The 22,416-nt window shown below is 71.8% G+C and carries 20 protein-coding genes and 1 pseudogene; 11 read left to right on the forward strand and 10 right to left on the reverse strand.

Annotated elements, in window-relative coordinates; translation table 11 throughout:
- From ACWEK3_RS24095 to ACWEK3_RS24115, 5 genes and pseudogenes are all read left to right on the forward strand, one after another.
- Positions 1 to 214, forward strand: a pseudogene (locus ACWEK3_RS24095) (IS200/IS605 family accessory protein TnpB-related protein); the annotation flags it as partial.
- A gap of 197 nt (positions 215 to 411) precedes the next feature.
- On the forward strand, positions 412 to 810 hold the full coding sequence (locus ACWEK3_RS24100) for a phage holin family protein (RefSeq protein WP_450541609.1): 399 nt from the start codon (positions 412 to 414) through the stop codon (positions 808 to 810).
- Entirely contained in the window at positions 807 to 1,370 is a 564-nt protein-coding gene (locus tag ACWEK3_RS24105; RefSeq protein ID WP_453250572.1) for a DUF3618 domain-containing protein, read from the forward strand. The genes ACWEK3_RS24100 and ACWEK3_RS24105 overlap by 4 nt, the downstream gene beginning before the upstream one ends.
- A gap of 259 nt (positions 1,371 to 1,629) precedes the next feature.
- Complete coding sequence (locus tag ACWEK3_RS24110) at positions 1,630 to 2,247, forward strand: ArsR/SmtB family transcription factor (RefSeq protein WP_376402368.1); 618 nt, start codon at positions 1,630 to 1,632, stop codon at positions 2,245 to 2,247.
- Positions 2,248 to 2,288: 41 nt separating this feature from the next.
- Positions 2,289 to 3,014: an SRPBCC family protein gene (locus ACWEK3_RS24115; protein ID WP_453250573.1), complete on the forward strand. Its 726-nt coding sequence runs from the start codon at positions 2,289 to 2,291 to the stop codon at positions 3,012 to 3,014.
- 33 nt (positions 3,015 to 3,047) lie between these two features.
- On the opposite strand, the gene ACWEK3_RS24120 is transcribed toward ACWEK3_RS24115, so the two are convergent.
- The gene (locus ACWEK3_RS24120; protein WP_453250574.1) at positions 3,048 to 4,877 is read right to left on the reverse strand and encodes an endonuclease/exonuclease/phosphatase family protein; all 1,830 of its coding nucleotides are present in this window, start codon (positions 4,875 to 4,877) and stop codon (positions 3,048 to 3,050) included.
- A 314-nt stretch (positions 4,878 to 5,191) separates the two neighbouring features.
- Between ACWEK3_RS24120 and ACWEK3_RS24125 the strand changes: the two genes are divergently transcribed.
- Positions 5,192 to 6,619, forward strand: a complete 1,428-nt coding sequence (locus ACWEK3_RS24125) for a hypothetical protein (protein ID WP_453250575.1) — start codon at positions 5,192 to 5,194, stop codon at positions 6,617 to 6,619.
- Positions 6,620 to 6,824: 205 nt separating this feature from the next.
- Here ACWEK3_RS24125 and ACWEK3_RS24130 read toward each other — a convergent pair whose 3' ends face one another.
- From ACWEK3_RS24130 to ACWEK3_RS24165, 8 genes are all read right to left on the reverse strand, one after another.
- A complete protein-coding gene (locus tag ACWEK3_RS24130) occupies positions 6,825 to 7,409 on the reverse strand; it encodes a TerD family protein (RefSeq protein WP_225074115.1) in 585 nt (194 codons plus the stop codon).
- A 47-nt stretch (positions 7,410 to 7,456) separates the two neighbouring features.
- Entirely contained in the window at positions 7,457 to 8,671 is a 1,215-nt protein-coding gene (locus ACWEK3_RS24135) for a TerD family protein (RefSeq protein ID WP_450541662.1), read from the reverse strand.
- A gap of 102 nt (positions 8,672 to 8,773) precedes the next feature.
- Positions 8,774 to 9,763 (reverse strand): zinc-dependent alcohol dehydrogenase family protein, encoded by a 990-nt coding sequence (locus ACWEK3_RS24140; RefSeq protein WP_453250576.1) that lies wholly within the window; start codon positions 9,761 to 9,763, stop codon positions 8,774 to 8,776.
- Positions 9,760 to 10,626, reverse strand: a complete 867-nt coding sequence (locus ACWEK3_RS24145; RefSeq protein ID WP_384182903.1) for a carbohydrate ABC transporter permease — start codon at positions 10,624 to 10,626, stop codon at positions 9,760 to 9,762. The genes ACWEK3_RS24140 and ACWEK3_RS24145 overlap by 4 nt, the downstream gene beginning before the upstream one ends.
- On the reverse strand, positions 10,626 to 11,567 hold the full coding sequence (locus ACWEK3_RS24150; RefSeq protein ID WP_453250577.1) for a carbohydrate ABC transporter permease: 942 nt from the start codon (positions 11,565 to 11,567) through the stop codon (positions 10,626 to 10,628). Before ACWEK3_RS24150 ends, ACWEK3_RS24145 begins: the two co-directional genes overlap by 1 nt.
- Positions 11,564 to 12,925, reverse strand: coding sequence for an ABC transporter substrate-binding protein (locus ACWEK3_RS24155; RefSeq protein ID WP_453250578.1), 1,362 nt, complete (start codon positions 12,923 to 12,925; stop codon positions 11,564 to 11,566). Before ACWEK3_RS24155 ends, ACWEK3_RS24150 begins: the two co-directional genes overlap by 4 nt.
- Before the next feature lie 105 nt (positions 12,926 to 13,030).
- Positions 13,031 to 13,801, reverse strand: a complete 771-nt coding sequence (locus ACWEK3_RS24160; protein WP_376402391.1) for a DeoR/GlpR family DNA-binding transcription regulator — start codon at positions 13,799 to 13,801, stop codon at positions 13,031 to 13,033.
- Positions 13,802 to 14,069: 268 nt separating this feature from the next.
- On the reverse strand, positions 14,070 to 14,879 hold the full coding sequence (locus tag ACWEK3_RS24165; RefSeq protein ID WP_453250579.1) for an NAD-dependent epimerase/dehydratase family protein: 810 nt from the start codon (positions 14,877 to 14,879) through the stop codon (positions 14,070 to 14,072).
- A gap of 256 nt (positions 14,880 to 15,135) precedes the next feature.
- Between ACWEK3_RS24165 and ACWEK3_RS24170 the strand changes: the two genes are divergently transcribed.
- Positions 15,136 to 16,335: a hypothetical protein gene (locus tag ACWEK3_RS24170; RefSeq protein ID WP_453250580.1), complete on the forward strand. Its 1,200-nt coding sequence runs from the start codon at positions 15,136 to 15,138 to the stop codon at positions 16,333 to 16,335.
- Here the strand turns inward: ACWEK3_RS24170 and ACWEK3_RS24175 are convergent.
- Positions 16,272 to 17,504 (reverse strand): MFS transporter, encoded by a 1,233-nt coding sequence (locus ACWEK3_RS24175; protein WP_450541628.1) that lies wholly within the window; start codon positions 17,502 to 17,504, stop codon positions 16,272 to 16,274. The two genes, ACWEK3_RS24170 and ACWEK3_RS24175, sit on opposite strands and share 64 nt — an antisense overlap.
- 387 nt (positions 17,505 to 17,891) lie before the next feature.
- Between ACWEK3_RS24175 and ACWEK3_RS24180 the strand changes: the two genes are divergently transcribed.
- From ACWEK3_RS24180 to araD, 4 genes are all read left to right on the forward strand, one after another.
- Positions 17,892 to 18,479, forward strand: coding sequence for a TIGR03086 family metal-binding protein (locus ACWEK3_RS24180; protein ID WP_450541630.1), 588 nt, complete (start codon positions 17,892 to 17,894; stop codon positions 18,477 to 18,479).
- A 513-nt stretch (positions 18,480 to 18,992) separates the two neighbouring features.
- Entirely contained in the window at positions 18,993 to 19,661 is a 669-nt protein-coding gene (locus tag ACWEK3_RS24185; RefSeq protein ID WP_390874210.1) for a GntR family transcriptional regulator, read from the forward strand.
- Complete coding sequence (locus ACWEK3_RS24190; RefSeq protein WP_453250581.1) at positions 19,658 to 20,566, forward strand: dihydrodipicolinate synthase family protein; 909 nt, start codon at positions 19,658 to 19,660, stop codon at positions 20,564 to 20,566. Before ACWEK3_RS24185 ends, ACWEK3_RS24190 begins: the two co-directional genes overlap by 4 nt.
- The gene (gene araD / locus ACWEK3_RS24195; protein ID WP_450541636.1) at positions 20,563 to 22,302 is read left to right on the forward strand and encodes an L-arabinonate dehydratase; all 1,740 of its coding nucleotides are present in this window, start codon (positions 20,563 to 20,565) and stop codon (positions 22,300 to 22,302) included. The genes ACWEK3_RS24190 and araD overlap by 4 nt, the downstream gene beginning before the upstream one ends.
- Positions 22,303 to 22,416: the final 114 nt, after the last annotated feature.

Genomic DNA, 22,416 nt, shown 5'->3' on the forward strand with positions numbered 1-22,416 from the left:
CGATGCGGTGGGGCATCGGACCGTCCAGGCCCGACCGGGCGTCCTGGGGCGTGAGGGACCCCGCCCCCGCGTTCCCGGACCGCGGACACGATCCGCCGGCGCCGGACGCGGAGCGAAAGCGGGCGACCAGTGTGCCCACAACCGTTCGGGGCACACGGCTGAGTGCGAGTCCTGGCAGCAGGACTCACTCCCGCTCAGTCTCCAGGAACGGTAATCGCAGAGGTCCCGGGGTACCCGGATGGTCCGGACCGAGAGGAGGCGGACACCGTGACCGGGACGATCGATGTGAGGCCTGTGCGCGACCGGCGTCGCCCAGTGCGTGACCGCTCGGCGGACGACCGCTCACCGGCTGAACGTCCGGTGGCCGAACGCCTGCCGGCCGAACCGTCGGTGGGCGACCGTTCACCGGCTGTGCCTGCGGAGGGCGAGCACTCGGTGGGTGAACTCGTCCACCGGGCCACCGAGCAGCTTTCCCAGCTCGTACGGCAGGAAATGGCCCTGGCCAAGCTGGAGCTGACCGAGAAGGGGCGCCGTATGGGACGCGGCGGCGGACTGCTCGGAGCGGCGGGCGCCGTCGGCTATGTCGGGCTGATCGTGCTCGCCGGCGCGGCCACCGCCGCCCTCTCGCTGGCGCTGCCCGTGTGGGCCGCGGCGCTCATCGTGGCGGCCGTGCTGTTCGTGGTCGCGAGCGTGCTGGCCGTCGTCGGACGTGCCCAGTTGCGCCGCGCCGCACCGCCCACACCGGAGGAGATGCTCGGCAGCGTCAAGGCGGACGTCGAAGCGATCAAGGAAAGGGCACACCACCGATGACGGACAGGACACAGGGGGACGGAGGCGCCACTCCGCCGGCGGGCGCGAAGGGCCCCGATGAGCTGAGGTCGCAGATCGAACAGACTAGGAGCCAACTCGGCGACACTGTCGAGGAGTTGGCCGCCAAGGCGGATGTGAAGGGCCGGGCGAAGGCCCGTGCGGCCGACCTGATGGACAAGGCCGGCGCCCTGACGGTCCAGCTGCGCAGCTCCGCCGCGCACGCCGGGCACGTCGTCCAGGAGAAGGCCACCCATGCGGGCCACCGGACCCAGGCGGGGGCGAGCCGGACCGGGCACACCGTCCAGGAGCGGGCCTCGCGGGCGGGCCACACGGTTCAGGAGCGGGCCATACGCGCCGGGCACACGGTTCAGGAGCAAGCGACCCGGGCCGGGCACACGGTCCAGGAACAGGCGACCCGGGCCGGGCACTCCGCCCCGGTGACCAACGCGGTCGAGGCGTACCGCCGCAACCCGCGCCCGCTGGTGATCGCGCTCGCGGCGGGCGCGGCGCTGGTCGCGGCCGGACTGCTGATCCGGCGCAGCCGCAGCCGCCGCCGCTGAGGCCGCCCGGTCCGGAACCGCACACCGGGCACACGGCATGCCGGGACCACTGGCACGCCGTAACCACCGGCACCGGCACCGGGACCACGGCACACCGGGACCGCCGGCTTCCTGGAGGCCGCCCCCACCCGAGAGGTGGGGGCGGCCTTCCCGTGCGCCCGGCGACCGACGCACCGACGAACCGGCCCACCGACCCGCCGACCCACCGAAAAATCGAACCGTCTGGACAAAAAAAGTTTTCGGTGGGAGGGTGGGTCCCATGCTGGACGTCACCGTGATCGAGGACCCCGAGGCCGCAGCCGTCTCCCTGGACCCCATAAGGGCCAGGCTGCTCGCCGAGCTGGCGGCCGGCCCCGCCTCGGCCGCCATGCTGGCCGGTACGGTCGGCCTGCCCCGGCAGAAGGTGAACTACCACCTCAAGGCGCTGGAGCGGCACGGGCTGGTCGAGCTGGCCGGCGAACGCCGCAAGGGCAACGTCACCGAGCGGCTGATGCGCGCGACCGCCGCGTCGTACGTCATCTCCCCGCTGGCCCTGGCCTCCGTGCAGCCCGACCCGGACCGCTTCCGCGACCAGCTCTCCGCGCGCTGGTTGCTCGCCCTCGGCGCCCGGCTGGTGCGCGACGTCGGCTCGCTGATCACCGGCGCGGCCAAGGCCCGCAAGCGGCTGGCGACCTACGCGCTGGACGGCGAGGTCCGCTTCGCCTCGGCCGCCGACCGGGCCGCGTTCGTCGAGGAGCTGACGGCGGGCGTCACCGCCCTGATCCGCAAGTACGACGCCCCGGACGCCGAGGGCGGACGCGACCACCGGATCGTCGTCGCCTTCCACCCCACGGTGAAGGAGCGGGCCGCGCCCGCCGTGGAACCCGAAGCCCAGTAACAGCCCAGTACTCCCCGATCGTCACCGAGCAGGAGCGCGTCATGTCCAAGGAATTCGAGATCGTCCGTGAGTTTGAGGTCGACGCCACCCCCCAGGAGGTGTGGGAGGCGGTCACGATCGGTACCGGTGGATACCTGTGGCCGATGGAGCCGCCGGAGCCCCGGGTGGGCGGCGCCGGACCGTTCGGGTCCACGGTCACCGCCTGGGACCCGCCGCACCGCTACACCAACCGCAGCGAGGACGTCGGGTTCCCGGTCCAGTCGCTCAACCAGCTCGACCACACCATCGAACCGCGCGACGGCGGCCGCCGCGCCTGGGTGCGGTACGTGCACAGCGGCGTCTTCACCGACGACTGGGACAACCAGTACGACGGCGCGAGCAAGCACACCGACTTCTATCTGCACACCCTGCGCGAGTACCTGACGCACTTCGCGCCGCGCCCGGTGGCCTTCGCGACCCTGGACGGCCCTGAGGCGTGCACCGCCCCCGACGCCTTCACGGCCGTGGGCCGGGCCCTCGGGCTCACCGACGACACGGCCACGGGTGCGCGTGTGACCGTCCAGGGGCCCCGGACGTTCGAGGCCGTGCTCGACTACCGCAGCCCGTACTTCATCGGGCTGCGCACCGACGACGCCCTCATCCGCCTCTTCGGCCGCAACCACTGGGGCGCCCCGGTCGGCGTCAGCGTCCACGACTTCGCGCCGGACGCCGACGCCAAGGCCAACGAACTGGCCTGGCGGGAATGGCTGGACGGGGTCTGCGCCTGACGGCCGCCGACCCCGTCCCCAGACACGCGGGTGTTACGGGTGGAACCGCAGCACCTGCGGGTCGTGATCGCTGGTCTGGTCGTGGAACTCCGCGTTGACGTGCACGCTGTCGTAGTCGAAGTTGCCGCCGCGCTTGATCGCCGGGCTGATCAGGATCTGGTCCAGAACCTGGAGGTTGCCCTGGTAGTCGTAGGTGTAACGCTCGTTCTTGGGCAGCGACTTGATCGCCGACCACAGCTCGCCGTCACCCTCGAGGATCTTCGCGGTGCCGGAGAACTCGAAGTCGTTCATGTCGCCGAGCACGACGACGTCCGCGTTCTTCTCGGCCTTCAGGATGTCCTTGACGAAGGAGTTCACCTCGGCCGCCTGGCGGTGGCGCTGGACCTCCGAGCTGCGCGTCGGCGGCTGGTACTGCGAGGTCAGGCCCTGGTCACCGCCCTTGGAGGCGAAGTGGTTGGCGATCACCACGACCGTGCGGCCGCGGAAGGAGAACTCGCCGGCCAGCGGCTTGCGGCTGGACTTCCAGGCGTCGCCGGCGGGGTTGATCCGGCCCGGGGAGACCGTCAGGGCGGCCTTGTTGCCGTTCACCTTGGTGACACCGACGGCGGTGGTCGAGTCGCCGCCCGGGCGGTCGGTGAAGGAGACCCGCTCGGGGTTGAACAGGAACACCTGGCGGATGTTGCCGCCCGGCTCACCGCCGTCCTGGTCGTTGACCGGGTCGATCGAGCGCCAGTCGTACTTCGGGCCGCCGGCCTTGACGATCGCGTCGATCAGCTTGCCGACGGTCACGCTCGCGTCGACCGTGCCGTCGTCCACGGCGCCGTTGTTGTCCTGGATCTCCTCCAGGGACACGATGTCGGGCGACTGGAGGTGGTGCACGATCGCGGCGGCGTGCTCGTCGAAGGTGGCGTCGGACGGGTCGAGGTTCTCGACGTTGTAGGTGGCCACCGAGAGCTCGCCGGCGGACTGCTTGCGGGTCGTCTCGCGCTGGAGGCCACCGCTCTCGAGCGTGCCGAGTCGGCTCGCGACGAGCGTGTAGCCGCCGTAGGAGTTGAAGTCCAGCGGGCCGGTGGTCGTGCCGGCGAGGGTGTCGCCGACGTTCGCCACGGGGAAGTCGGCGGTGGAGCCCAACGACTCGATCTGGAGGCGGCCGGTGTTCTGGGAGTCGTAGGAGCCGTAGACCGTGCCGCCGCGCGTGCTGCGGTTCTCGTCCGGCTTCACCGTGACCCACAGCTCGCTGTAGGGGTTGGTGGCGGTGACCACCCGGGCGTCGGCGATCCGGACGTTCATGCCCTCCAGGGACTCGTAGTAGTCCAGGGCGTACTCCGTCGGCTCCAGGGTCAGACCGTTGATCGAGCCCTTCGCGGCGGGGTCGCCGGCCGGAGCGTAGGCGGCGGGCACCGACTTGGCGTCGATCACGACCGGGGCCGGCACCGGGTTGCCGCGGGAGACGACGGTGACCGTCGGCTTGGTGATCTCGGTGATCGACTGGTTGCCGGAGGCGGCGCCGCCGGGGACGTACTCGGAGACCGTGCCGGTCACCGTGACGGAGTCGCCGACGGCGACCGTCGGGGTGGAGCTGGTGAAGACGAAGACGCCCTCGCTGGTGGCGGGGTTGTCGTCCGGATTGGCGTCCTGCATCCAGAAGCCCCTGGTGGAGCCGTAGGTGCGCACGGCGGTCACGATTCCGGGCACGGCCGTGACCTGCTGGCCCGCGTAGGGGGAGGTCCGGGTGGTGCCCTGGATGTCGTGGATGTGCACGGTGTCCGCGTGCGCGGGAGCGGTGAGGACGACCGTGGACGCGGCCGAGCAGACGGCGGCGATGGTCAGCGCGGCAAGACGCACGGAGGACTTACTGGGCAAGGTGGATCCCTTCGGGACATGACGGAGCGCGGCGACGGGGAGTGCGACGCGAAAACGCGGGCCGCGACCGGAGGCGTACGGATCCACGCGCGTAGAACGTGCCGGGAAACGGCCGCCTCCGCTTATCTACGCGCGTCAATCTCCTGTGTGGCCCGGTCGGCTGTCAAGGTTTCGACCATGTACGGGGCAAGACGGAAAGGTGAACCGGATGGGATGGGTCGAAATCCGTCTAGGCTGAGCGGTCGAGTCGTCAGACTTACCGGCCCGTGGGCTTCCCACCCTCCGGGCCCCGGTCCGCTAGGAGAAACCAGCCGATGTCAGACAGGTCCTCGTTCCCGCCGGTGCTGCTCGCCTCCCAACCGGAGCTGGCCCGGGACGCGCTCGCCACCCCGCTGCTGTCCCGCGCCGCGCGGCTCGCGCGCTGGGCCGGAGGCGGGACACGGGTCGACGCCGACGGCTCGCTGGCCGAGGAGCAACTGCCCGCCGCGGCCGACGCGCTCGGCCTGAGCGGCGACGGCGCGGCGGCCGGGGCGAGCGAGGCCTGGCGGGTCGCCCTGGACACCGGGCTCGTCCGCATCGTCGACGAGGACGAGGGCGCCGTCGCGCCCGGCCCCGATCTGGCCCTGCTGACCGGCGGCTCCCCGCACGACGTGCTCGCGGTCTGGACGAACGCCCTCGAGGGCGTGCTGGCCGACGCGAGCGTGCCCGATACGGACGCGCTGGTCGAAGCGGTGGGCAGGGGCGGCGCGGTCGACCTGTCCGGACTGGACTGGGACCCCGAGGCGGAGGCGGAGTTCCTCGACGGGGTGCTCGCCAACCTCTACCGGCTGACGGCCGGCTCGGACGGGTCCGGCGGCGGCCCGGTGCCGCTGCCCGTGCTCGCCGCCTCCATGATCGTGCCCAGCGACATGGGGGAGCCCACCAACGACATACTGGAGCAGGTCTCCGAGGCGATGATGCGGCTGGACGACCAGTTCCGGCTGCTGGAGCCGGCGGGCCTGGTCGAGTACCGGCCGGTGGACGAGGAGTTGATGGCGGACGCCGAGAGCGAGCCGTCGACGCCGGTCGAGGAGGTGGACGTCGCCCGCTACGGCATGGTGCGGCTGACCCCCCTCGGGCTGCACGGTCTGCGGACCCGGCTGCTGGAGGCCGGCTGCCGGGCGCCGGTGATCGGCGAACTCGCGGACAAGGGCGCCGACGCGCTGCTCGACGGCACCGCCGGGTTTCCCCCGGCGGCCACGCACGCGGAGACCGAGCAGTGGCTGGCGAGCCGTGAACCCCTGTCCGCCGCACGGGAGTTGCTCGCCGCGGCGCGCGGCACGGACGCGGGCGCGCCGCTGCGGCGGCTGCGGTGCCAGCAGGCGCTGTCCCTGGTCGGAGCCGAGGCCGAACCGGCGCTGCGGGAGGTGCTCGACGACGCCGAACTGGGCGGTCTGGCCCGGGTCTGGCTGACCGAGCGCGGTCTGTCCGACGTGCCGCCGCCGTCCCAGGAGATGATCTTCTGGCTGACCATCGACACGGTGGCCGCCCAACTGGCGGCCGAGGGCGACTCCGAGGAACTGCACGCCCTCGTCGAGGGGCTCGCCGAGCAGCACAGCGGCTTCTTCGCGGCGGCCTGGCGGGTGGACCACCCGCAGACGGCCGACGTGCTGGAGGCGATGGGACGGCTGCACCCGGACAAGAGGACCGCCAAGGAAGCACGCAAGGCGGCGTTCAAGGCCCGCTCCGCGCACGGCGGTTGAGCGGAGGATCCGGGCAGGCGGCACTCCGGGCGGCGCCGGAGGCGGGCGGAACACGGCGCGTTCGGCGCCGCCCGCGCGACCGCGGGCCCCGGCCAGGGCGGCGACCGTCTCCCCTCACGTTGGCGCGGGGGCCCGCGGCCATGGACCGGCCGCGACCCGCGTCCAGTGTGCGGGCCGCGGCCGTCTGGTCATGTGCCGCGTCGTGTCACTTGCTGACGGCGAAGCGCATCAAGGCGTGCTCGTCGCCCTGCTTGATCTTCCCCGTCTCGTTGATCACCTCGAGCTTCCAGGAGCCGCCGACCCGAATGGCCTTGGCCACGGCGCAGCCGTTGTCCTGGGTGAGCAGGCTCGGCCAGATGTCGGCGACCTGCTGGGAGGTGCCCCCGGTCGCGTCGTAGACCTTGAAGCTGATGTTGCGCGCCTTCTGGAAGGAGCTCCCCTTCTTGAAGGCCGAAGCGATGAACACGATCGAGGTGATGTTCTGCGGTATCCGCGCGAACTCGACCGTCACCGTCTCGTCGTCGCCGTCGCCCCGGCCGGTCTGGTTGTCGCCGCTGTGCAGCAGCGAGCCGTTGCCCATGGGGTCCAGCGAGTCCAGGCCCGCCAGGCGCACCGGATCCGCGCCCTGCATGGCGACGGCGATCAGGTCGAGGTCGGTGCCCATCTTGCGGCGGAGCACGCCCATCACCCCGCCGGAGGTGCCCCCCGTGGGGTCCCAGGACACGCCGATGGACATGTGGGTCACCCCGTCCAGGTCCGCCGGGCCGTCTTCTTTCGTCAGCGTGATCATCTGTGGTTCATCCTCCGGTGAAATGACTGCGACAGGCGAATTCTGTCCTACAGTGCCTGGGCCGCAGGCTTCACCATGTTCCGTACGGTGCGGGCCTTGACGAAGTCGCCCATGGCCGTCATCTCCCACTCGCCGGTGAACTGCCGGATGAGCTTGGCCATCATCACCCCGGTCTGCGGCTCGGCGTGGGTGAGGTCGAAGCGGACCAGCTCCTCCTCGGTGGTGGCGTCCACCAGGCGGCAGTAGGCCTTGGCCACCTCGGTGAACTTCTGGCCCGAGAAGGAGTTCACGGTGAACACCAGGCCGGTCACCTCCTGGGGCAGACGCCCGAGGTCGACCACGATCACCTCGTCGTCGCCCGCGCCCTCGCCGGTGAGGTTGTCGCCGGAGTGCTTCACGGCGCCGTTCAGGATGGTGAGCTTGCCGAAGTAGCAGCTGTCGATGTGGTTGCGCTGCGGGCCGTAGGCGATGACCGAGGCGTCCAGGTCGATGTCGGCCCCGCGGTACGCCGGTTCCCAGCCGAGGCCCATCTTGACCCGGGCGAGCAGCGGACGGCCGCCCTTGACCAGCGACACGGTCTGGTTCTTCTGGAGGCTGACCCGGCCCTTGTCCAGGTTGACCTTCCCGGCACCGGGAGCGGGGCCGGCGGCCGGCGGGGCCGGGGGAACCGGAGGAGCGGCCGGGGACTGCGCGGCGGGCACCGGGGGCGGCGGGGTGAGCGGCTGGGGCGGGACGACCGGTTGCGGCGGGGCCACCGGGGCGGGGGCCGGTTCCTCCACCGTCACGCCGAAGTCGGTGGCGATGCCCGCGAGTCCGTCGGCGTACCCCTGGCCGACGGCCCGCGCCTTCCACTGGCCGCCCCGCAGATAGATCTCCACGACCACCAGCGCCGTCTCGGTGCCGAGCCGCGGCGGGGTGAACGTGGCCAGCGCCGAGCCGTTGTCCGCGTCGCGGATGGTGGCCGTGGGCTCGATGCCCTGGAAGGTCTGCCCGGCGGCGTCCGGGCTGGCGGTGACCACGATCTTCTCGATGCCCGGCGGCACCGCGGTGGTGTCCACGATGATCGCGTCGGGCGCGCCGCCGCCGCCCGAACGGTAAGTCACGCCCGGCCCGGACGGCTGGTTGTAGAAGATGAAGTCGTCGTCCGAGCGCACCTTGCCGTCGGCGGTGAGCAGCAGGCCCGATACGTCCAGCCGCACCGGAGCGGCGACGTCCACCGCCACACGCGCGGCGGCCAGAGGGATGTTCGAGCCGGGGGTCATAGCTGTCATGTGGGAGGTAACGACCGAGGGCGCTTTACCGTTCCCTTACCCGGCAGACGGGTGAAGCGGTGAAGCGCCCTCGCCGACCGTGGCCGGTCCTCGCTACGGCACGACCACGATCTTCCGCCCCACCCCGGACGCGAACTGCTCCAGCGCCTCCGGGTACCGCTCCAGCGGGATCCGGTCACTGATGAAGACCTCGGGGTCCAGCACCCCGGCCGCGAACAGCTCCGCGGCCCGCTCGAAGCTGTGCAGCACCGCCATCGAGCCGGTGATGGTGATCTCCTGGTTGTAGATCCGGTACGGGTCGATCATCACCCGGGTCGCGTAGTCGGCCACCCCGAACTGGAGGAACGTACCCGCCTTCGCCACCCGGTCCAGGCCGTCCTGGATCGCCGCCGCGTTGCCGGTCGCGTCGATCACCACGTCCCAGCCCTGCGGCCGGTCCAGCTCGTCCGCGTTCGCCGCGGACGCCGACACGCCCAGCTGCCGGGCCGTCTCCAGGCGGGCCGGGTTCACGTCGACCACGTCCACGCCGGCCGCGCCGGTCCGCTTGGCCAGTTCCAGCATCATCAGGCCCATGGTCCCGGAGCCGTAGATCAGCACGTGCGAGCCGAGGCGCGAGCGCAGCACGTCGTAGCCGCGGACCGCGCACGACAGCGGCTCGATCAGGGCCGCGTCCTCGGTGCGGATGTGCTCGGGCAGCTTGACGCAGTTGGCGACCGGGGCCACGGCGTACCGGGCGGCGCCGCCCGCGGTGGTGACGCCGATCGCGGCCCACCGCTCGCACAGGTTGTTGTGCCCGTCACGGCAGTAGCGGCACTCGTAGCAGTACAGCGACGGGTCGACCGCCACCCGGTCGCCGACCGACACATCCGTGACCTGCGTGCCGACCGCGGCCACCTGGCCGGCGAACTCGTGCCCGGGCACGATCGGCAGCTTGGGCGCGAACTCGCCCTGGAGGATGTGCAGATCGGTGCCGCACAGCCCGCAGGCCGCCACCTCGACGACGACCTCGCGCGGCCCCGGCGTCGGGTCGGGGACCTCGGTGACGACGGCGCGGCCCACGGACTCGATGACGGCGGCCTTCATTTCACGGCTCCCAACGACAGGCCCTGGACCAGTTTGTCCTGGGCGGCGAACCCCGCGGCGAGCACCGGCAGGGAGATGACGAGCGACGCGGCGCACACCTTGGCCAGGAACAGGCCCTGGCTGGTGATGAAGGTGGTGAGGAAGACGGGGGCGGTCTCAGCGACCACACCCGTGAGGACCCGCGCGAACATCAGCTCGTTCCAGCTGAAGATGAAGCAGATCAGGGCGGTCGCCGCGATGCCGGGCAGGGCGATCGGGGCGACCACGCGGCCCAGCACGGTCGGCAGCCGGGCCCCGTCGATCTGGGCGGCCTCGATGATCGCGACCGGCACCTCAGACAGGAAGGACTGCATCATCCAGACCGCGATCGGCAGGTTCATGGCCGTGTAGAGGATGACCAGCGCCCAGATGTTGTCGAGCAGGCCGGTGTTCTTCGCGAACAGGTAGATCGGCAGCAGACCGGCCACCAGGGGCAGCATCTTGGTGGACAGGAAGAAGAACAGGACGTCGGTCCACTTCTTCACCGGCCGGATGGACAGCGCGTACGCGGCGGGCAGCGCGAGGAGGAGGGTCAGCAGGGTGGAGACCAGCGAGGCGGTCATGGAGTTGATCAGCGCGGGCCAGGGACTGGCCCCGCCGGTCAGCCCGAAGAACTGCCGGTAGCCGTCCAGCGTCAGCGCGGCGGCCACCGACGGCGGGTTGGTCGCCGCGTCCGCCTCGGAGTGGAAGGACGTCAGTACCATCCAGAGCAGGGGCAGCACGAACACGAGTCCGGCCAGCCAGGCGACGACGCCCAGGGCTGCCCCCCGCAACCGGCTGCGCGGTTTGCCGAGCCGCGGGGCGGTGGTGGCGACGGTGGCCATCAGCGGGACACCTCCTCACGGAACAGTGACGAGACCACGCGCAGCGCGAAGGTCGCCAGGATGATCGAGCCGATCACGACGATGACGCCGGCCGCGGAGGCGAGGCCGTTCTCGTGCGCCTGGTAGAAGGTCTGGTAGATCGTGTACGGCAGGTTCGCGGTGCCCAGACCACCGGAGGTGATGGTGAACACCGCGTCGAAGTTCTGCACGATGTAGATCGAGCCGAGCAGGACGCCGAGTTCGAGGTAGCGGCGCAGATGCGGCAGGGTGATGTGCACGAAGATCTGCCAGTTGCTCGCCCCGTCCATCCTGGCCGCCTCGAGCAGTTGTGAATCACGGCTCTGCAGTCCGGCCAGCAGGATCAGCATCATGAACGGGGTCCACTGCCAGATCAGCGCGGCCTCCACCGCCATCAGCGGCATCTCGGAGATCCAGTCCGGCTGAACCGCCCCGTCCCCGCCGATGGCGTGCAGGATGCCGTTGAACAGCCCGTACTCCGGGTTGAACAGGAGGTGCTTCCACATCAGCGCGGCGGCGACCGGCACCAGCAGGAACGGCGCGATGAGCATGGTGCGCACGGCGGCCCGGCCGCGGAAGCGGCGGTCGAGCAGCAGCGCCAGCAGCAGGCCGAGCAGCAGGCTGACCAGCACCACGGTGAGGGTCAGCAGGATGGTCGTCCACACCGAACTGCGCAGCTCGGGGTCGCTCAGCACCTCGCCGTAGTTGGCGAATCCGGCGAAGTGGCGCCGGTCGGGGTAGAGCGCGTTCCAGTCGAGGAACGAGATCACCAGGGTGGCTACGAAGGGCAGTTGGGTGACGACGATCATGAAGAGCAGGGCCGGCAGCAGGGGCGCCCGGGTGGCCCAGGCACGCATGCGGTTCGGGCGCCGGGCCGCCGGCCGTCCGGAGACGGCGGCGCGGGCCGGTGACGTCAGGGTCATGACCCCTCGTACTTCTGGGCGACGGCCTCGGCGAGCTTCTGGGCCTTCTTCAGGGCGCTGTCCACCGACTGGCGTCCGGCGATGGCGGAGCTGATCTCCTGGGAGACCTTGGTGCCCAGGTCGGTGAACTCGGGGATGCCGACGAACTGGATGCCGGGCGCGGGACGGGGCTGCACGCCCGGGTCCTCGGGCTTGGCGTGCGCGATGGCGTCCCGAGTGACGTCCGCGAACGCGGCGGCCTCCTTGCGGTACTGCGGGATGTCGTAGGTCGAGGCACGCTTGCCGGCCGGGACGTTGGACCAGCCGGCCTTCTCGCCGGCGAGCTTCTCGTAGTCCTTGCTGGAGGCCCAGGAGATGAACTTCCAGGCGTTCTCGGAGTTCTTGGACGCCTTCTGGATGCCCCACGCCCAGGTGTAGAGCCAGCCCGAGCCGTCGGTCTTCTCGACCGGGGCCGGGGCGTAGCCGATCTTGCCCTTGACCGGAGAGCCGTCGGCCTCCAGGGAGCCCGCTCCGGCGGTGGCGTCGTACCACATGGCCGTCTTGCCCTGGGTCATGTTGTTCAGGCACTCCGCGTAGCCGGACTGGGCGGCACCGGCCTCGCCGTGCTTGCGGACCAGGTCGACGTAGAACTGGGTGGCCTCCTTGAACTCCTTGGAGTCCAGGCGTGCAGTCCAGTCCTTGTCGAACCAGGTGCCGCCGAAGGTGTTCACCACCGTGGTCAGCGGCGCCATGACCTCGCCCCAGCCCGGCAGCCCGCGCAGGCAGATGCCCTTCATGCCGGAGCCGTCGATCTTGGCGGCCAGGTCGGCGACCTGCTTCCAGGTGGGCTTGTCCGGCATGGTCAAGCCCTTCTTCTCCAGGACGTCCTTGCGGTACATCAGGAAGGAGGACTCGCCGTAGAACGGCTCGCCGTACAGCTTGCCGTCCTCGGCGGTGAGCGCCCGGGTCATCGGGGGGAGGATGTCGGCCTGGTCGAAGGCGGTGTCCTTCTTGACGTTGGCGTCCAGGGGGTGCAGCCACCCGTTCTTGGCGTAGATCGGGATCTCGTAGTTGCTCAGGGTGGCGACGTCGTACTGCCCGGCCTGGTTGGCGAAGTCCTGGCTGATCTTGTCACGGACGTCGTTCTCCGGCAGGACGGTGAAGTTCACCTTGATGCCGGTGTCCTTGGTGAAGTGGGCGGCGGTCAGCTTCTGCAGCTCCACCATCTGCGGATTGTTCACCATCAGGACGTTGACGGAGCTGCCGCCGGCGGATCCGGACCCGCCGGCGCCCGAGCAGGCGGCGAGCGGAGCGATCAGCGTCCCTACCGCCGCCACGGCGAAGAGGGTCCGTGGCGAGCGTCGGCTCTGGGTTCGCATGGGTACTCCAGGAGATGTTGACACTAAGGGGACTTGAGGGGGACGAGAGCGCCTCGCCGGGCGGGCGGAGGGTGAGGTTCAGCGGGGTGCCGGGCGACTCGGCGGTCAGACCCGGATGACCTGCGGCCCGAGCAGGGAGTAGCGGTGTGCCTCGGTCGCCGGGAGCAGGGTGCTCGTCACGATCGCCTCCAACGCGCCGACTTCGGCGAACCGGCAGAAGCTGACCGCCCCGAACTTGGTGTGGACGCCCGCGAGCACCACCCGGCGCGCGGCCCTGACCGCCTGCGCCTTCACCTCGCTGACCGCTGGGTCGGGCGTGGTCAGACCGTGTTCGCGGGAGATGCCGTTGGCGCCGATGAACGCCAGGTCGATGACGAAACCGGACAGCATCCTCGTCGTCCAGTGGTCCACGGTGGCGAGGGTGCCGGAGCGGACCCGGCCGCCGAGCAGCAGCACGGAGATGGTGCCGGTCTCGGCGAGCGCGCCCGCGACCGGCAGGGAGGCGGTGACCACGGTCAGCGGCCGGTCCCGGGGCAGGGCCTCGGCGATGAGCTGCGGGGTGAAGCCCTCGTCGACGAAGACCGTTTCGGCGTCCCCGAGCAGTTCGGCGGCGGCGGTCGCCACCCGGCGCTTCTCGGGTACGTGGCTGGTGGCGCGGAAGGCCAGGGTGGTCTCGAAGCCGGCGCTCTCCACGGGGTAGGCGCCTCCGTGGGTACGGCGCACGAGACCGTGGTCCTCCAGGGCGCGCAGGTCCCGTCGTACGGTCTCCTTGGCCACGCCCAGGTCGGCGGCGAGCGCGGTGACGTCGACCGATCCGGAGGCACGCGCCAACCGCACGATCTCGCGCTGGCGCTCCTCGGCCGTCCCGTGGCTCATGGGTCGACCACCCGCTTCCTGGTCTCGATGCCCGTTCGGGCCCGGTGCGGCCCTTGCCGGATGTTCTACAGCGGGTGCGCGGTTCTGACCAGGCTTGTTTTGGGTTTACTCCTGCCCGTTTATGCCCGTTCGGCTCGGGTGGTGCCCGCCTCGGACCTGCACGGGCGCGCACCGGGGCGTGGGAACGGGCAGCCCGGATGCCCGAATGCGAGGGCGGGCGGGCCCGTTCGGTGCCCGCCCGCCCTCGGAAGCGTCGAATTTCCGCCGGTCAGTACGGCCAGATGGGCGGGTCCGTCACGAAGGGGCCGCCGATGTACACATGGGCCTTGTTGTCCGGGTCGAGTTCGCCCTGCTCGGCGATCAGCTTCTCGGCGTACTGCTCCGAGTCGTCCCGCGGCTCGTAGCCGAGCGCCCGCGCGCTGGTCAGATCCAGCCACAGGCGGGTGTTGGAGGAGGCGCCGTGGACGACGGTGTGGCCCACGTTCTCGGCGGTCAGGGCCGCGTGGAAGAGGCGGGCGCCGTCGGCTGGGCTCATCCACATGGAGAGCATCCGCACACTGGTCGGCTCGGGGAAGCAGGAGCCGATGCGCACCGAGACGGTCTCCAGGCCGTGCTTGTCCCAGTAGAGCTGGGCGAGGTCCTCGCCGAAGGACTTGGACAGGCCGTAGAAGGTGTCCGGGCGGCGCGGCGTCTCGATCGGCAGGAGCGGCTCACCGGGGCCGGGGTGCGGGGTGTGGCCCACCACGTGGTTGGAGGAGGCGAAGACGATCCGCCGCACGCCCTCCTCGCGGGCCGCCTCGTACAGGTGGTACGTGCCCTCGATGTTGGCCTTGAGGACCTTCTCGAACGGGGCCTCCAGGGAGATGCCCGCCAGATGGACGACCGCGTCGACGCCCCGGACGGCCTCGCGCAGGGCGTCCCGGTCGGAGAGGTCCGCGACGATCGCGTCCGGCTCGCCCTCGATGGGCCGCATGTCCAGCAGGCGCAGCTCGTAGCCGTACTCGGGCAGCAGGCCCCGCATCAGGGTGCCGAGCCCGCCGGCGGCGCCGGTGAGCAGAACGGTGCGGGGAGCGGGCATCCTCGGTCTCCTTGCGCGGGTCGGTCCCATGTGTGGACACGATTCACATGGATGGACACGCTATGAACAGTGTCCGTACCCCGTCAAGTGTGTCGTGAACTCGCGAAATCCGCTCCTGTGTTGCCGGTTTGCGCGCTTGACCTGCCCGAATGGGGGCTTCTAACGTGATCGCGTTCATGAACATGGACATTGCCCAGAAACGTGCACCCGCCCGGCTGATCGAGCGTGGCCGCGCGCTGCTCGACGAGGAGGAAGCGTGAAGACCTCGGCCTTCGTCTACCCCTGGGACGTCAACGGCGACCCCGAGGCGCCCGGCCGCCTGGCCGCCCTCGGAGTGGAGCAGGTGACGCTCGCCGCGGCCTACCACTCCACGCGCGCGCTGACTCCCCGCCACCCGCGCCACCGCGTGGTCACCGCCGAGCACGCCGCCGTGCTGTACCCGGTGGACGACCGCTGGGAGGGCAGGACGCTGCGCCCGTACCCGGCCGGCGACTGGGCGCCGGGCGACGCGTACGGCGAGGCGGCGGCGGCCCTGGCCGAGGCCGGGCTGGAGGTGCACACCTGGGTCGTCCTCGCGCACAACTCCCGCCTGGGCGCGGAGCATCGGGGCACCTCCGTCGTCAACGCCTACGGCGACCGCTACCCGTGGGCGCCGTGCGTCGCCCAGCCCGCCACGCGCGCGTACCTGACCGAACTGGCCGCCGAGGCGGCCGTCCGGCCCGGGGCGCGCGGCACCGAGCTGGAGTCCCTCGGCTGGTACGGGCTCGCCCATCTGCACGCCCACGACAAGACCGCCGGGGTGGGTCTCGGGGACGCCGGGCAGTACCTGATGTCCCTGTGCTTCTGCCCCGCCTGCCGCGCCGGCTACGTCGAACAGGGCCTGGAACCTGAAGAGTTGGCGCGGGCCGTGCGGAGCGCGCTGGAACCGGTGTGGCAGGGGGCGCCCTCCGGTGGGGGTACCGCCCGGTCGAGCGAAGGCGAGACTGGGGGAGGCTGGGCCGGTGTGGTGAAACTGCTCGGCGAGACCAGGGCGGACGCCACCCGCGCATGGCGCGACCACACCGCCCGCACCCTCCAGGAGGCGGCGGTCGCGGCGGTCCGCGCGGCGGCCCCCGACGGCTTCCAGGTCCTTCTCCACGCCGACCCGGTGTCCTACCACTGCGGCGCCAACGCCGGTGTCGACCCCGCCCACATCCTGTCCGTGGCGGACGGGGTGGTGGTCCCCTGCACGGGCGGTTCCGGCCCGCTGGCCCCGTTCGCCGAACAGGGCCGTCCGGACGCCGTCCTGGCCGCCAACTTCACGATCGTCTCCGGCATGGGCGGCAGCCCGGGCACCCTGGGCCGGGACATTGCCCGGGCACGCGAGCTGGGGGCGACGGAACTGCGGCTCTATCACGCCGGGTTGGCGTCGGACGGCGACTTGGCGGCGGCGCGCTCGGCGCTCGCGGGCCGCTGAAGCAGCGCCCCCGACGCCACCAGAAGTCCCAGGCCCAGGACGGTCAGCAGCACGGGGAGGCCGACGGCGCCGACCAGGGCGGCTCCCACGGCCAGGCCGAGGACGTTGGGCACGAAGAGCAGGGTGTGGGCGGTGGCGGTCGCACGGCCGAGCAACTGCGCCGGACTCTCGCGCTGGACCGCGGTGAGCGCGGCGATCAGTACGCAGGGCAGACCCGCGCCGATCGCCGCGCTGCACATCAGGGCCACCGGGTCGGACGGGATCGCGCGCAGGGCCACGCCGACGGCCGTGAGGGCGATGCCGCAGGCCGCGAAGCGGCGGCCGCCCAGGCGGCGCAGGGCCGCCCCGGAGGCGAGGCCGACCGCGACCGAGCCGGCGCCCTGGACGGCGTACAGCACCCCGGCGTACGCGGGCGCGCGGCCGAGGCCTTCGACGACGGCGTAGACCAGTGCGCCGTTCACCCCGGTCCACAGCATCGTGGCGCCGCCGGCCAGTACCAGGGGCCGCAGCCGCGGGTGGGACCACAGGTGGCGGGCGCCCTCGGCGGTCTGCGCACGCCAGGAGCCCTCGGGCCGACGGGGCTTGTCCTCACGGACCCGCAGCAGTGCGTACAGACCGGCGGCGAGCAGGAACGTGGCCGCGTCGAGCAGGGCCACGCAGCGGCCGCCGTACGCCGCGTACAGGCCCGCGCCCGCCAGCGGGGCCAGCAGCTTCATGCCCTCGTTGGCGGTCATCCGCAGCCCGTTGAAGTCGCCGAGCACCTTCGGGTCGACGGTGGTGGCGACGAGCGCCGACTGCGCCGCGTCCTCCACGACGCCCGTGGCGCCGTAGAGGAACAGCACCCCGTACAGCACCCAGACACGGCCGGGGGAGTCGACGGTGAGGAGGGCGAGCAGGAGCGCCGCCAGCAGCAGGTTCGCGGCGATCAGCAGAGGGCCGCGGCGGACGCGGTCGGCGAGCGTGCCGAGCGCCGGGCCGGCCAGGGTCGGCGCCCACATCGCCAGCAGGCACAGCGCGGCGAGCCCGTTCGAGCCGGTGAGGTCCTTGACCCACACTCCCGAGGCCAGCCACAGCGCCGACGTGCCGAAACCGGAGACCACCACAGCGGCCAGACACAGCCCCGCCGCGCGGTCCCGCAGCACCCGAACCAGGGTCCATTCAGTCGTCATACCGCCCGATCGTCACCCTAAGGCCCCACCCCACGGATCCGTCAGGTGCCGTAGAACCCGGGCCCGCCCGGCGGACGATCCGCCGGCGGTCGTGGGTCATGTCACGGGGGCGTGGGCGGGTGGCGAGCGGCGGGGCCGGAGGCCTGAGCGTGGGTGTTGAGTTCCGATCGGACGGGTTGTGCCAGGAGCCGTCGGTCGCGCCGCCGGGGCGTGGCCGAGTACCGGCGGTCCCGTTTTGGGGCGGTTCGTGGCGGGCGGTCCTCGCCGGTGGGCCGGCGGGGGTCCCAGCGTAGGCCCTGGCCGCCGGGTCGCCGTGTCGTGTGGGCGATGAGTTTTGGGGGCGGCTGCGGTCCACCTCCTGTACGTAAGAGAAGGAGTGGAGGAGCGATGACCGACACGATCCTTGATCTCGGTCCGCAGGCCCGTCTCGTGGCGCGGCTTGCCGAGGGTGTGCGTGAGGAGCAGCTCGGCGCGGTGACACCGTGCCCGGACTACACGGTGCGCAACCTGCTGGGACACCTGATCGGCCTGGCGGTGGCCTTCCGGGACGCAGGCCGCAAGGACCTGGGCGCCACGACGGACACCAGCCCCGACGCCGCCGCGCCCGACCTCGGCCCCGGCTGGCGCGAGGAGCTGCCCAAGGCCCTCGACGAGCTCGCCGAGGTCTGGCGCGACCCGGCTGCCTGGACCGGCATGACCCGCGCGGGCGGCGTGGACCTGCCGGGCCAGGTCGCCGGGGCGGTGGCCGCCGACGAACTGGTGATCCACGGCTGGGACCTGGCCCGGGCCACCGGCCAGGACTACGAGCCCGACCCCGCCGCGCTGCGGGCGTCGTACGGCTTCCTGCGCGCGGCGGCCGACGACCCGAACCGCGGCAACGGCCCGTTCGGACCCGTCGTCCCCGTCCCCGAGGACGCCCCGCTGCTCGACCGGGCGGTGGGCCTGAGCGGCCGCGATTCCGGCTGGAAGCCCTGAACGGCCGAGGGCCGGTAAGCACCAGTCCGAACACGAGCCGATCTTCCCGGAGTTGCGGCGGCACACGCTTTCGGCCGCTGTGATCCCGGCCCCCATGCCCCGCCACCGCACGCAGCGGTCGCGGGGCTTCTTCGGGCCGCTCGGCGCCCAGTCTCCGCGCGAGACATCCCTGCCACGTGCGTCGTCACCGTGGCGCGGAGACAGGTCCACAGGTCGTGCGCACGCTCCTCGGCGGTCCGTGGCCGGCCCCCGGCCGTCGGCACCTCCGCCGAATCACCATCGCGAAGGCGAACACCCGGCGCGCCTCACCTCCCCCCACCCACCGCCGAGTTCGCCCGCACCGCACCCGCCGTTCCCCGGCGCGATTTCCTGTGTCGGAGGCATTGACGAAACCCCGGACCCCTCTTACCTTCATCGCGTCGTACTTCGTACGTCATATATGAGACGCGATACGCGAGATCAGAAGCTCGCGATCCGAGCCGTGATGTGATCGACGAGATCCGAGAGGCGCGCATGACCTCTGTGCCCACGCCGATCCCCTCCCGCACGCAGGTCGTGCTGGAAGGGATCAAACACCGCATCCTCACCGGGCGGCTGACACCCGGTCAGGCCCTGGTCGAGACCGAACTCGCCGCTCAGTTCGGGGTGTCCAAGACGCCGGTGCGCGAGGCGCTGAAGACCCTGGCCGGCACCGGACTGGTCGTGATGAACCAGTACAAGGGTGTCACGGTGCGCGAAGTGGACGCGGACATGGCACGCGAGGTCTACGACGTGCGGCTGCTGCTGGAGCCCGAGGCGCTCAGGCGCTCGGTGCGCCGTGGCGCCTCCCTGGACGCCGCCCGCGACGCGCTGAAGCAGGCCGCCGAGGCCGCCGACACCGCCGAACGCTCCCTCGCCAACCGCGAGTTCCACCGCGCCCTCTACCTGCCCTGCGGCAACCCGCTGCTCGGCCGGATGCTCGACGAGGTCCGCGACCAGGCCGCCCTCGTCTCCGCCGTCGCCTGGTCCGCCGACCCCTCCTGGGACCGGGAGGCCACCGAGCACCGGGAGATCCTGCGGCTCGCCCTGGAGGGCGACGCCGACGGCGCGGCCCGCGCCCTCCACGCCCACATCGCGTCGTTCGTGCAACGTGCCTTCCCCTCAGCGGAGTCGAAGGCCCAGGGAGAGGACGGTCAGGCATGACAACGGCGTTCGAGACCCAGCGGGCGGCCCTGGCCGACGTGGTGGCGATCCCGGTGACCCCGTTCACCGAGGACGGCGGCGTCGACAGCGTCACCTACCGGGCCCTGCTGCGCCGTCTGCTCGACGGCGGCATCACGACCCTCACGCCCAACGGCAACACCGGCGAGTTCTACGCCCTCACCCCCGAGGAGCGGCAGCAGGTCACCGAGATGACCGTCGAGGAGACCGGGGACCGGGCGAACATCCTGGTCGGCGTCGGCCACGACGTGCCTACCGCGGTCGCCTCCGCCCGGCAGGCCCACGAGCTGGGCGCGCAGATGGTCATGGTCCACCAGCCCGTGCACCCCTACGTCTCCCAGGGCGGCTGGGTCGACTACCACCGCGCGATCGCCGAGGCCGTGCCCGAGCTGGGCGTCGTCCCCTACATCCGCAACGTCCAGCTGCCCGGCGCCCGCCTGGCCGAACTCGCCGACGCCTGCCCGAACGTCATCGGCGTCAAGTACGCCGTACCGGACGCCAGCCGCTTCGGCGCCTTCGCCCGCGACGCGGGCCTGGACAGGTTCGTGTGGGTCACCGGCCTCGCCGAGCCCTACGCCCCCTCCTACTTCTCCGCCGGCGCCACCGGCTTCACCTCCGGCCTGGTCAACGTCGCCCCGGCCGTCTCCGTCAGCATGCTCCAGGCGCTCAGGGCCGGCGACTACCCGGCCGCGATGAAGGTCTGGGAGCGGATCCGCCGCTTCGAGGAGCTGCGCGCGGCCAACGGGTCCGCGAACAACGTCACCGTCGTCAAGGAGGCCCTCGCCGCGCTCGGCCTGTGCCGCCGGGACGTGCGCCCGCCGAGCAAGCCGCTGCCGGAGAGCGAACGCGCCGAGGTCGCCGCCATCGCCGCCGGGTGGTCGATATGAGCGCCCGGCCGGGCGACAGGCGCCCGGAGGACCTGCGCAGCCACCAGTGGTACGGCACCGACGGCCTTCGCTCCTTCAGCCACCGCGCCCGCACCCGCCAGCTCGGCTACCTGCCCGAGGAGCACCTGGGCAAGCCGGTCGTCGCCATCCTCAACACCTGGTCCGACATCAACCCCTGCCACGTCCACCTGCGCGACCGCGCCCAGGCGGTCAAGCGCGGGGTGTGGCAGGCGGGCGGCTTCCCGCTGGAGTTCCCGGTCTCCACGCTCAGCGAGACCTTCCAGAAGCCGACCCCGATGCTCTACCGCAACATGCTCGCCATGGAGACCGAGGAGCTGCTGCGCTCCTACCCGGTCGACGGCGCCGTCCTGATGGGCGGCTGCGACAAGTCCACCCCCGCCCTCCTGATGGGCGCCGCGAGCGTCGACCTGCCCACCGTCTTCGTGCCCGCCGGGCCCATGCTGCCCGGCCACTGGCGGGGTGAGGTCCTCGGCTCCGGCACCGACATGTGGAAGTACTGGGACGACAAGCGGGCCGGCCTGATCGGTGACTGCGAGATGGCCGAGCTGGAGAGCGGCCTGGCCCGCTCGCCCGGCCACTGCATGACCATGGGCACGGCCTCCACCCTGACCGCCGCCGCCGAGGCCCTCGGCGTGACCGTCCCCGGCGCCTCCAGCATCCCGGCCGTGGACTCCGGGCACGACCGGATGGCGGCCAGGGCGGGCATGACGATCGTCGAACTCGTCCGCGCGGACCGGAGACTGAGCGAGATCCTGACCCGCGAGGCGTTCGAGGACGCGGTCACCACCGTCCTCGGGCTCGGCGGCTCCACCAACGCCGTGATCCACCTGATCGCCATGGCGGGCCGCGCGGGCGTCCGGCTCACCCTCGACGACTTCGACCGCATCGCCCGCACCGTCCCGGTCCTCGCCAACGTCCGCCCCGGCGGCCAGAAGTACCTCATGGAGGACTTCCACTTCGCCGGCGGCCTGCCCGGCTTCCTCTCCCGCATCCCGGACCTGCTCCACCTGGACCGGCCGACGGTGTCGTACGACACCCTGCGCGAACAGCTCGGGGGTGCGCAGGTGCACGACGACGACGTGATCCGGCCCCGCGGCAACCCGGTCGCGGACGAGGGCGGTGTGGCGGTGCTGCGCGGCAACCTCTGCCCGGACGGCGCCGTCATCAAGCACATCGCCGCCGAGCCGCACCTGCTCAAGCACACCGGGCCCGCCGTCGTCTTCGACGACTACCGGACCATGCAGCGCACCATCAACGATCCCTCGCTCGGCATCACCGCCGACAGCGTGCTCGTGCTGCGCGGCTCCGGCCCCAAGGGAGGACCCGGAATGCCCGAGTACGGCATGCTGCCCATCCCCGATCACCTGCTCAAGCAGGGCGTGCGGGACATGGTCCGGATCTCCGACGCCCGCATGAGCGGCACGAGTTACGGCGCCTGCGTGCTGCACGTCGCCCCCGAGAGCCACGTCGGCGGACCGCTGGCGCTGGTGCGCACGGGCGACCGGATCACCCTCGACGTCGAGGCCCGCGCTCTCCGACTCCACGTGGATGACGAGGAGTTGGAGCGCCGCAGGGCCGAGTGGACTCCGCCGCCCGCGCGTTACGAGCGCGGCTACGGCGCCCTGTACTCCGAGCAGATCACCCAGGCCGACACCGGCTGCGACTTCGAGTTCCTGGCCCGGCCGGGGAAGGTGCCGGACCCCTACGCCGGGTAGCCGGCCCGGCCCGCCCGGAACGAACTGCCCCACCCCTGCCCCCTCCTCCGAAGTGCTTCACCCATGTGTGGATAGCAAGCGCTTCCTATGGACTGCCGCACTGCCCCACTCCGA

This window comes from Streptomyces sp. NPDC004721 (assembly GCF_053601495.1).

What these genes read in the sequence shown, in the direction of transcription:
- ACWEK3_RS24180 (WP_450541630.1), top strand. Translation starts at nt 17,892, where the DNA reads ATGACCGACACGATCCTTGATCTCGGTCCGCAGGCCCGTCTCGTGGCG.
- ACWEK3_RS24110 (WP_376402368.1), top strand. Translation starts at nt 1,630, where the DNA reads ATGCTGGACGTCACCGTGATCGAGGACCCCGAGGCCGCAGCCGTCTCC.
- ACWEK3_RS24190 (WP_453250581.1), top strand. Translation starts at nt 19,658, where the DNA reads ATGACAACGGCGTTCGAGACCCAGCGGGCGGCCCTGGCCGACGTGGTG.
- ACWEK3_RS24185 (WP_390874210.1), top strand. Translation starts at nt 18,993, where the DNA reads ATGACCTCTGTGCCCACGCCGATCCCCTCCCGCACGCAGGTCGTGCTG.
- ACWEK3_RS24155 (WP_453250578.1), bottom strand. Translation starts at nt 12,925, where the DNA reads ATGCGAACCCAGAGCCGACGCTCGCCACGGACCCTCTTCGCCGTGGCG.
- ACWEK3_RS24135 (WP_450541662.1), bottom strand. Translation starts at nt 8,671, where the DNA reads ATGACCCCCGGCTCGAACATCCCTCTGGCCGCCGCGCGTGTGGCGGTG.
- ACWEK3_RS24125 (WP_453250575.1), top strand. Translation starts at nt 5,192, where the DNA reads ATGTCAGACAGGTCCTCGTTCCCGCCGGTGCTGCTCGCCTCCCAACCG.
- ACWEK3_RS24160 (WP_376402391.1), bottom strand. Translation starts at nt 13,801, where the DNA reads ATGAGCCACGGGACGGCCGAGGAGCGCCAGCGCGAGATCGTGCGGTTG.
- ACWEK3_RS24115 (WP_453250573.1), top strand. Translation starts at nt 2,289, where the DNA reads ATGTCCAAGGAATTCGAGATCGTCCGTGAGTTTGAGGTCGACGCCACC.
- ACWEK3_RS24105 (WP_453250572.1), top strand. Translation starts at nt 807, where the DNA reads ATGACGGACAGGACACAGGGGGACGGAGGCGCCACTCCGCCGGCGGGC.
- ACWEK3_RS24140 (WP_453250576.1), bottom strand. Translation starts at nt 9,763, where the DNA reads ATGAAGGCCGCCGTCATCGAGTCCGTGGGCCGCGCCGTCGTCACCGAG.
- ACWEK3_RS24145 (WP_384182903.1), bottom strand. Translation starts at nt 10,626, where the DNA reads ATGGCCACCGTCGCCACCACCGCCCCGCGGCTCGGCAAACCGCGCAGC.
- ACWEK3_RS24175 (WP_450541628.1), bottom strand. Translation starts at nt 17,504, where the DNA reads ATGACGACTGAATGGACCCTGGTTCGGGTGCTGCGGGACCGCGCGGCG.
- ACWEK3_RS24130 (WP_225074115.1), bottom strand. Translation starts at nt 7,409, where the DNA reads ATGATCACGCTGACGAAAGAAGACGGCCCGGCGGACCTGGACGGGGTG.
- araD (WP_450541636.1), top strand. Translation starts at nt 20,563, where the DNA reads ATGAGCGCCCGGCCGGGCGACAGGCGCCCGGAGGACCTGCGCAGCCAC.
- ACWEK3_RS24150 (WP_453250577.1), bottom strand. Translation starts at nt 11,567, where the DNA reads ATGACCCTGACGTCACCGGCCCGCGCCGCCGTCTCCGGACGGCCGGCG.
- ACWEK3_RS24165 (WP_453250579.1), bottom strand. Translation starts at nt 14,879, where the DNA reads ATGCCCGCTCCCCGCACCGTTCTGCTCACCGGCGCCGCCGGCGGGCTC.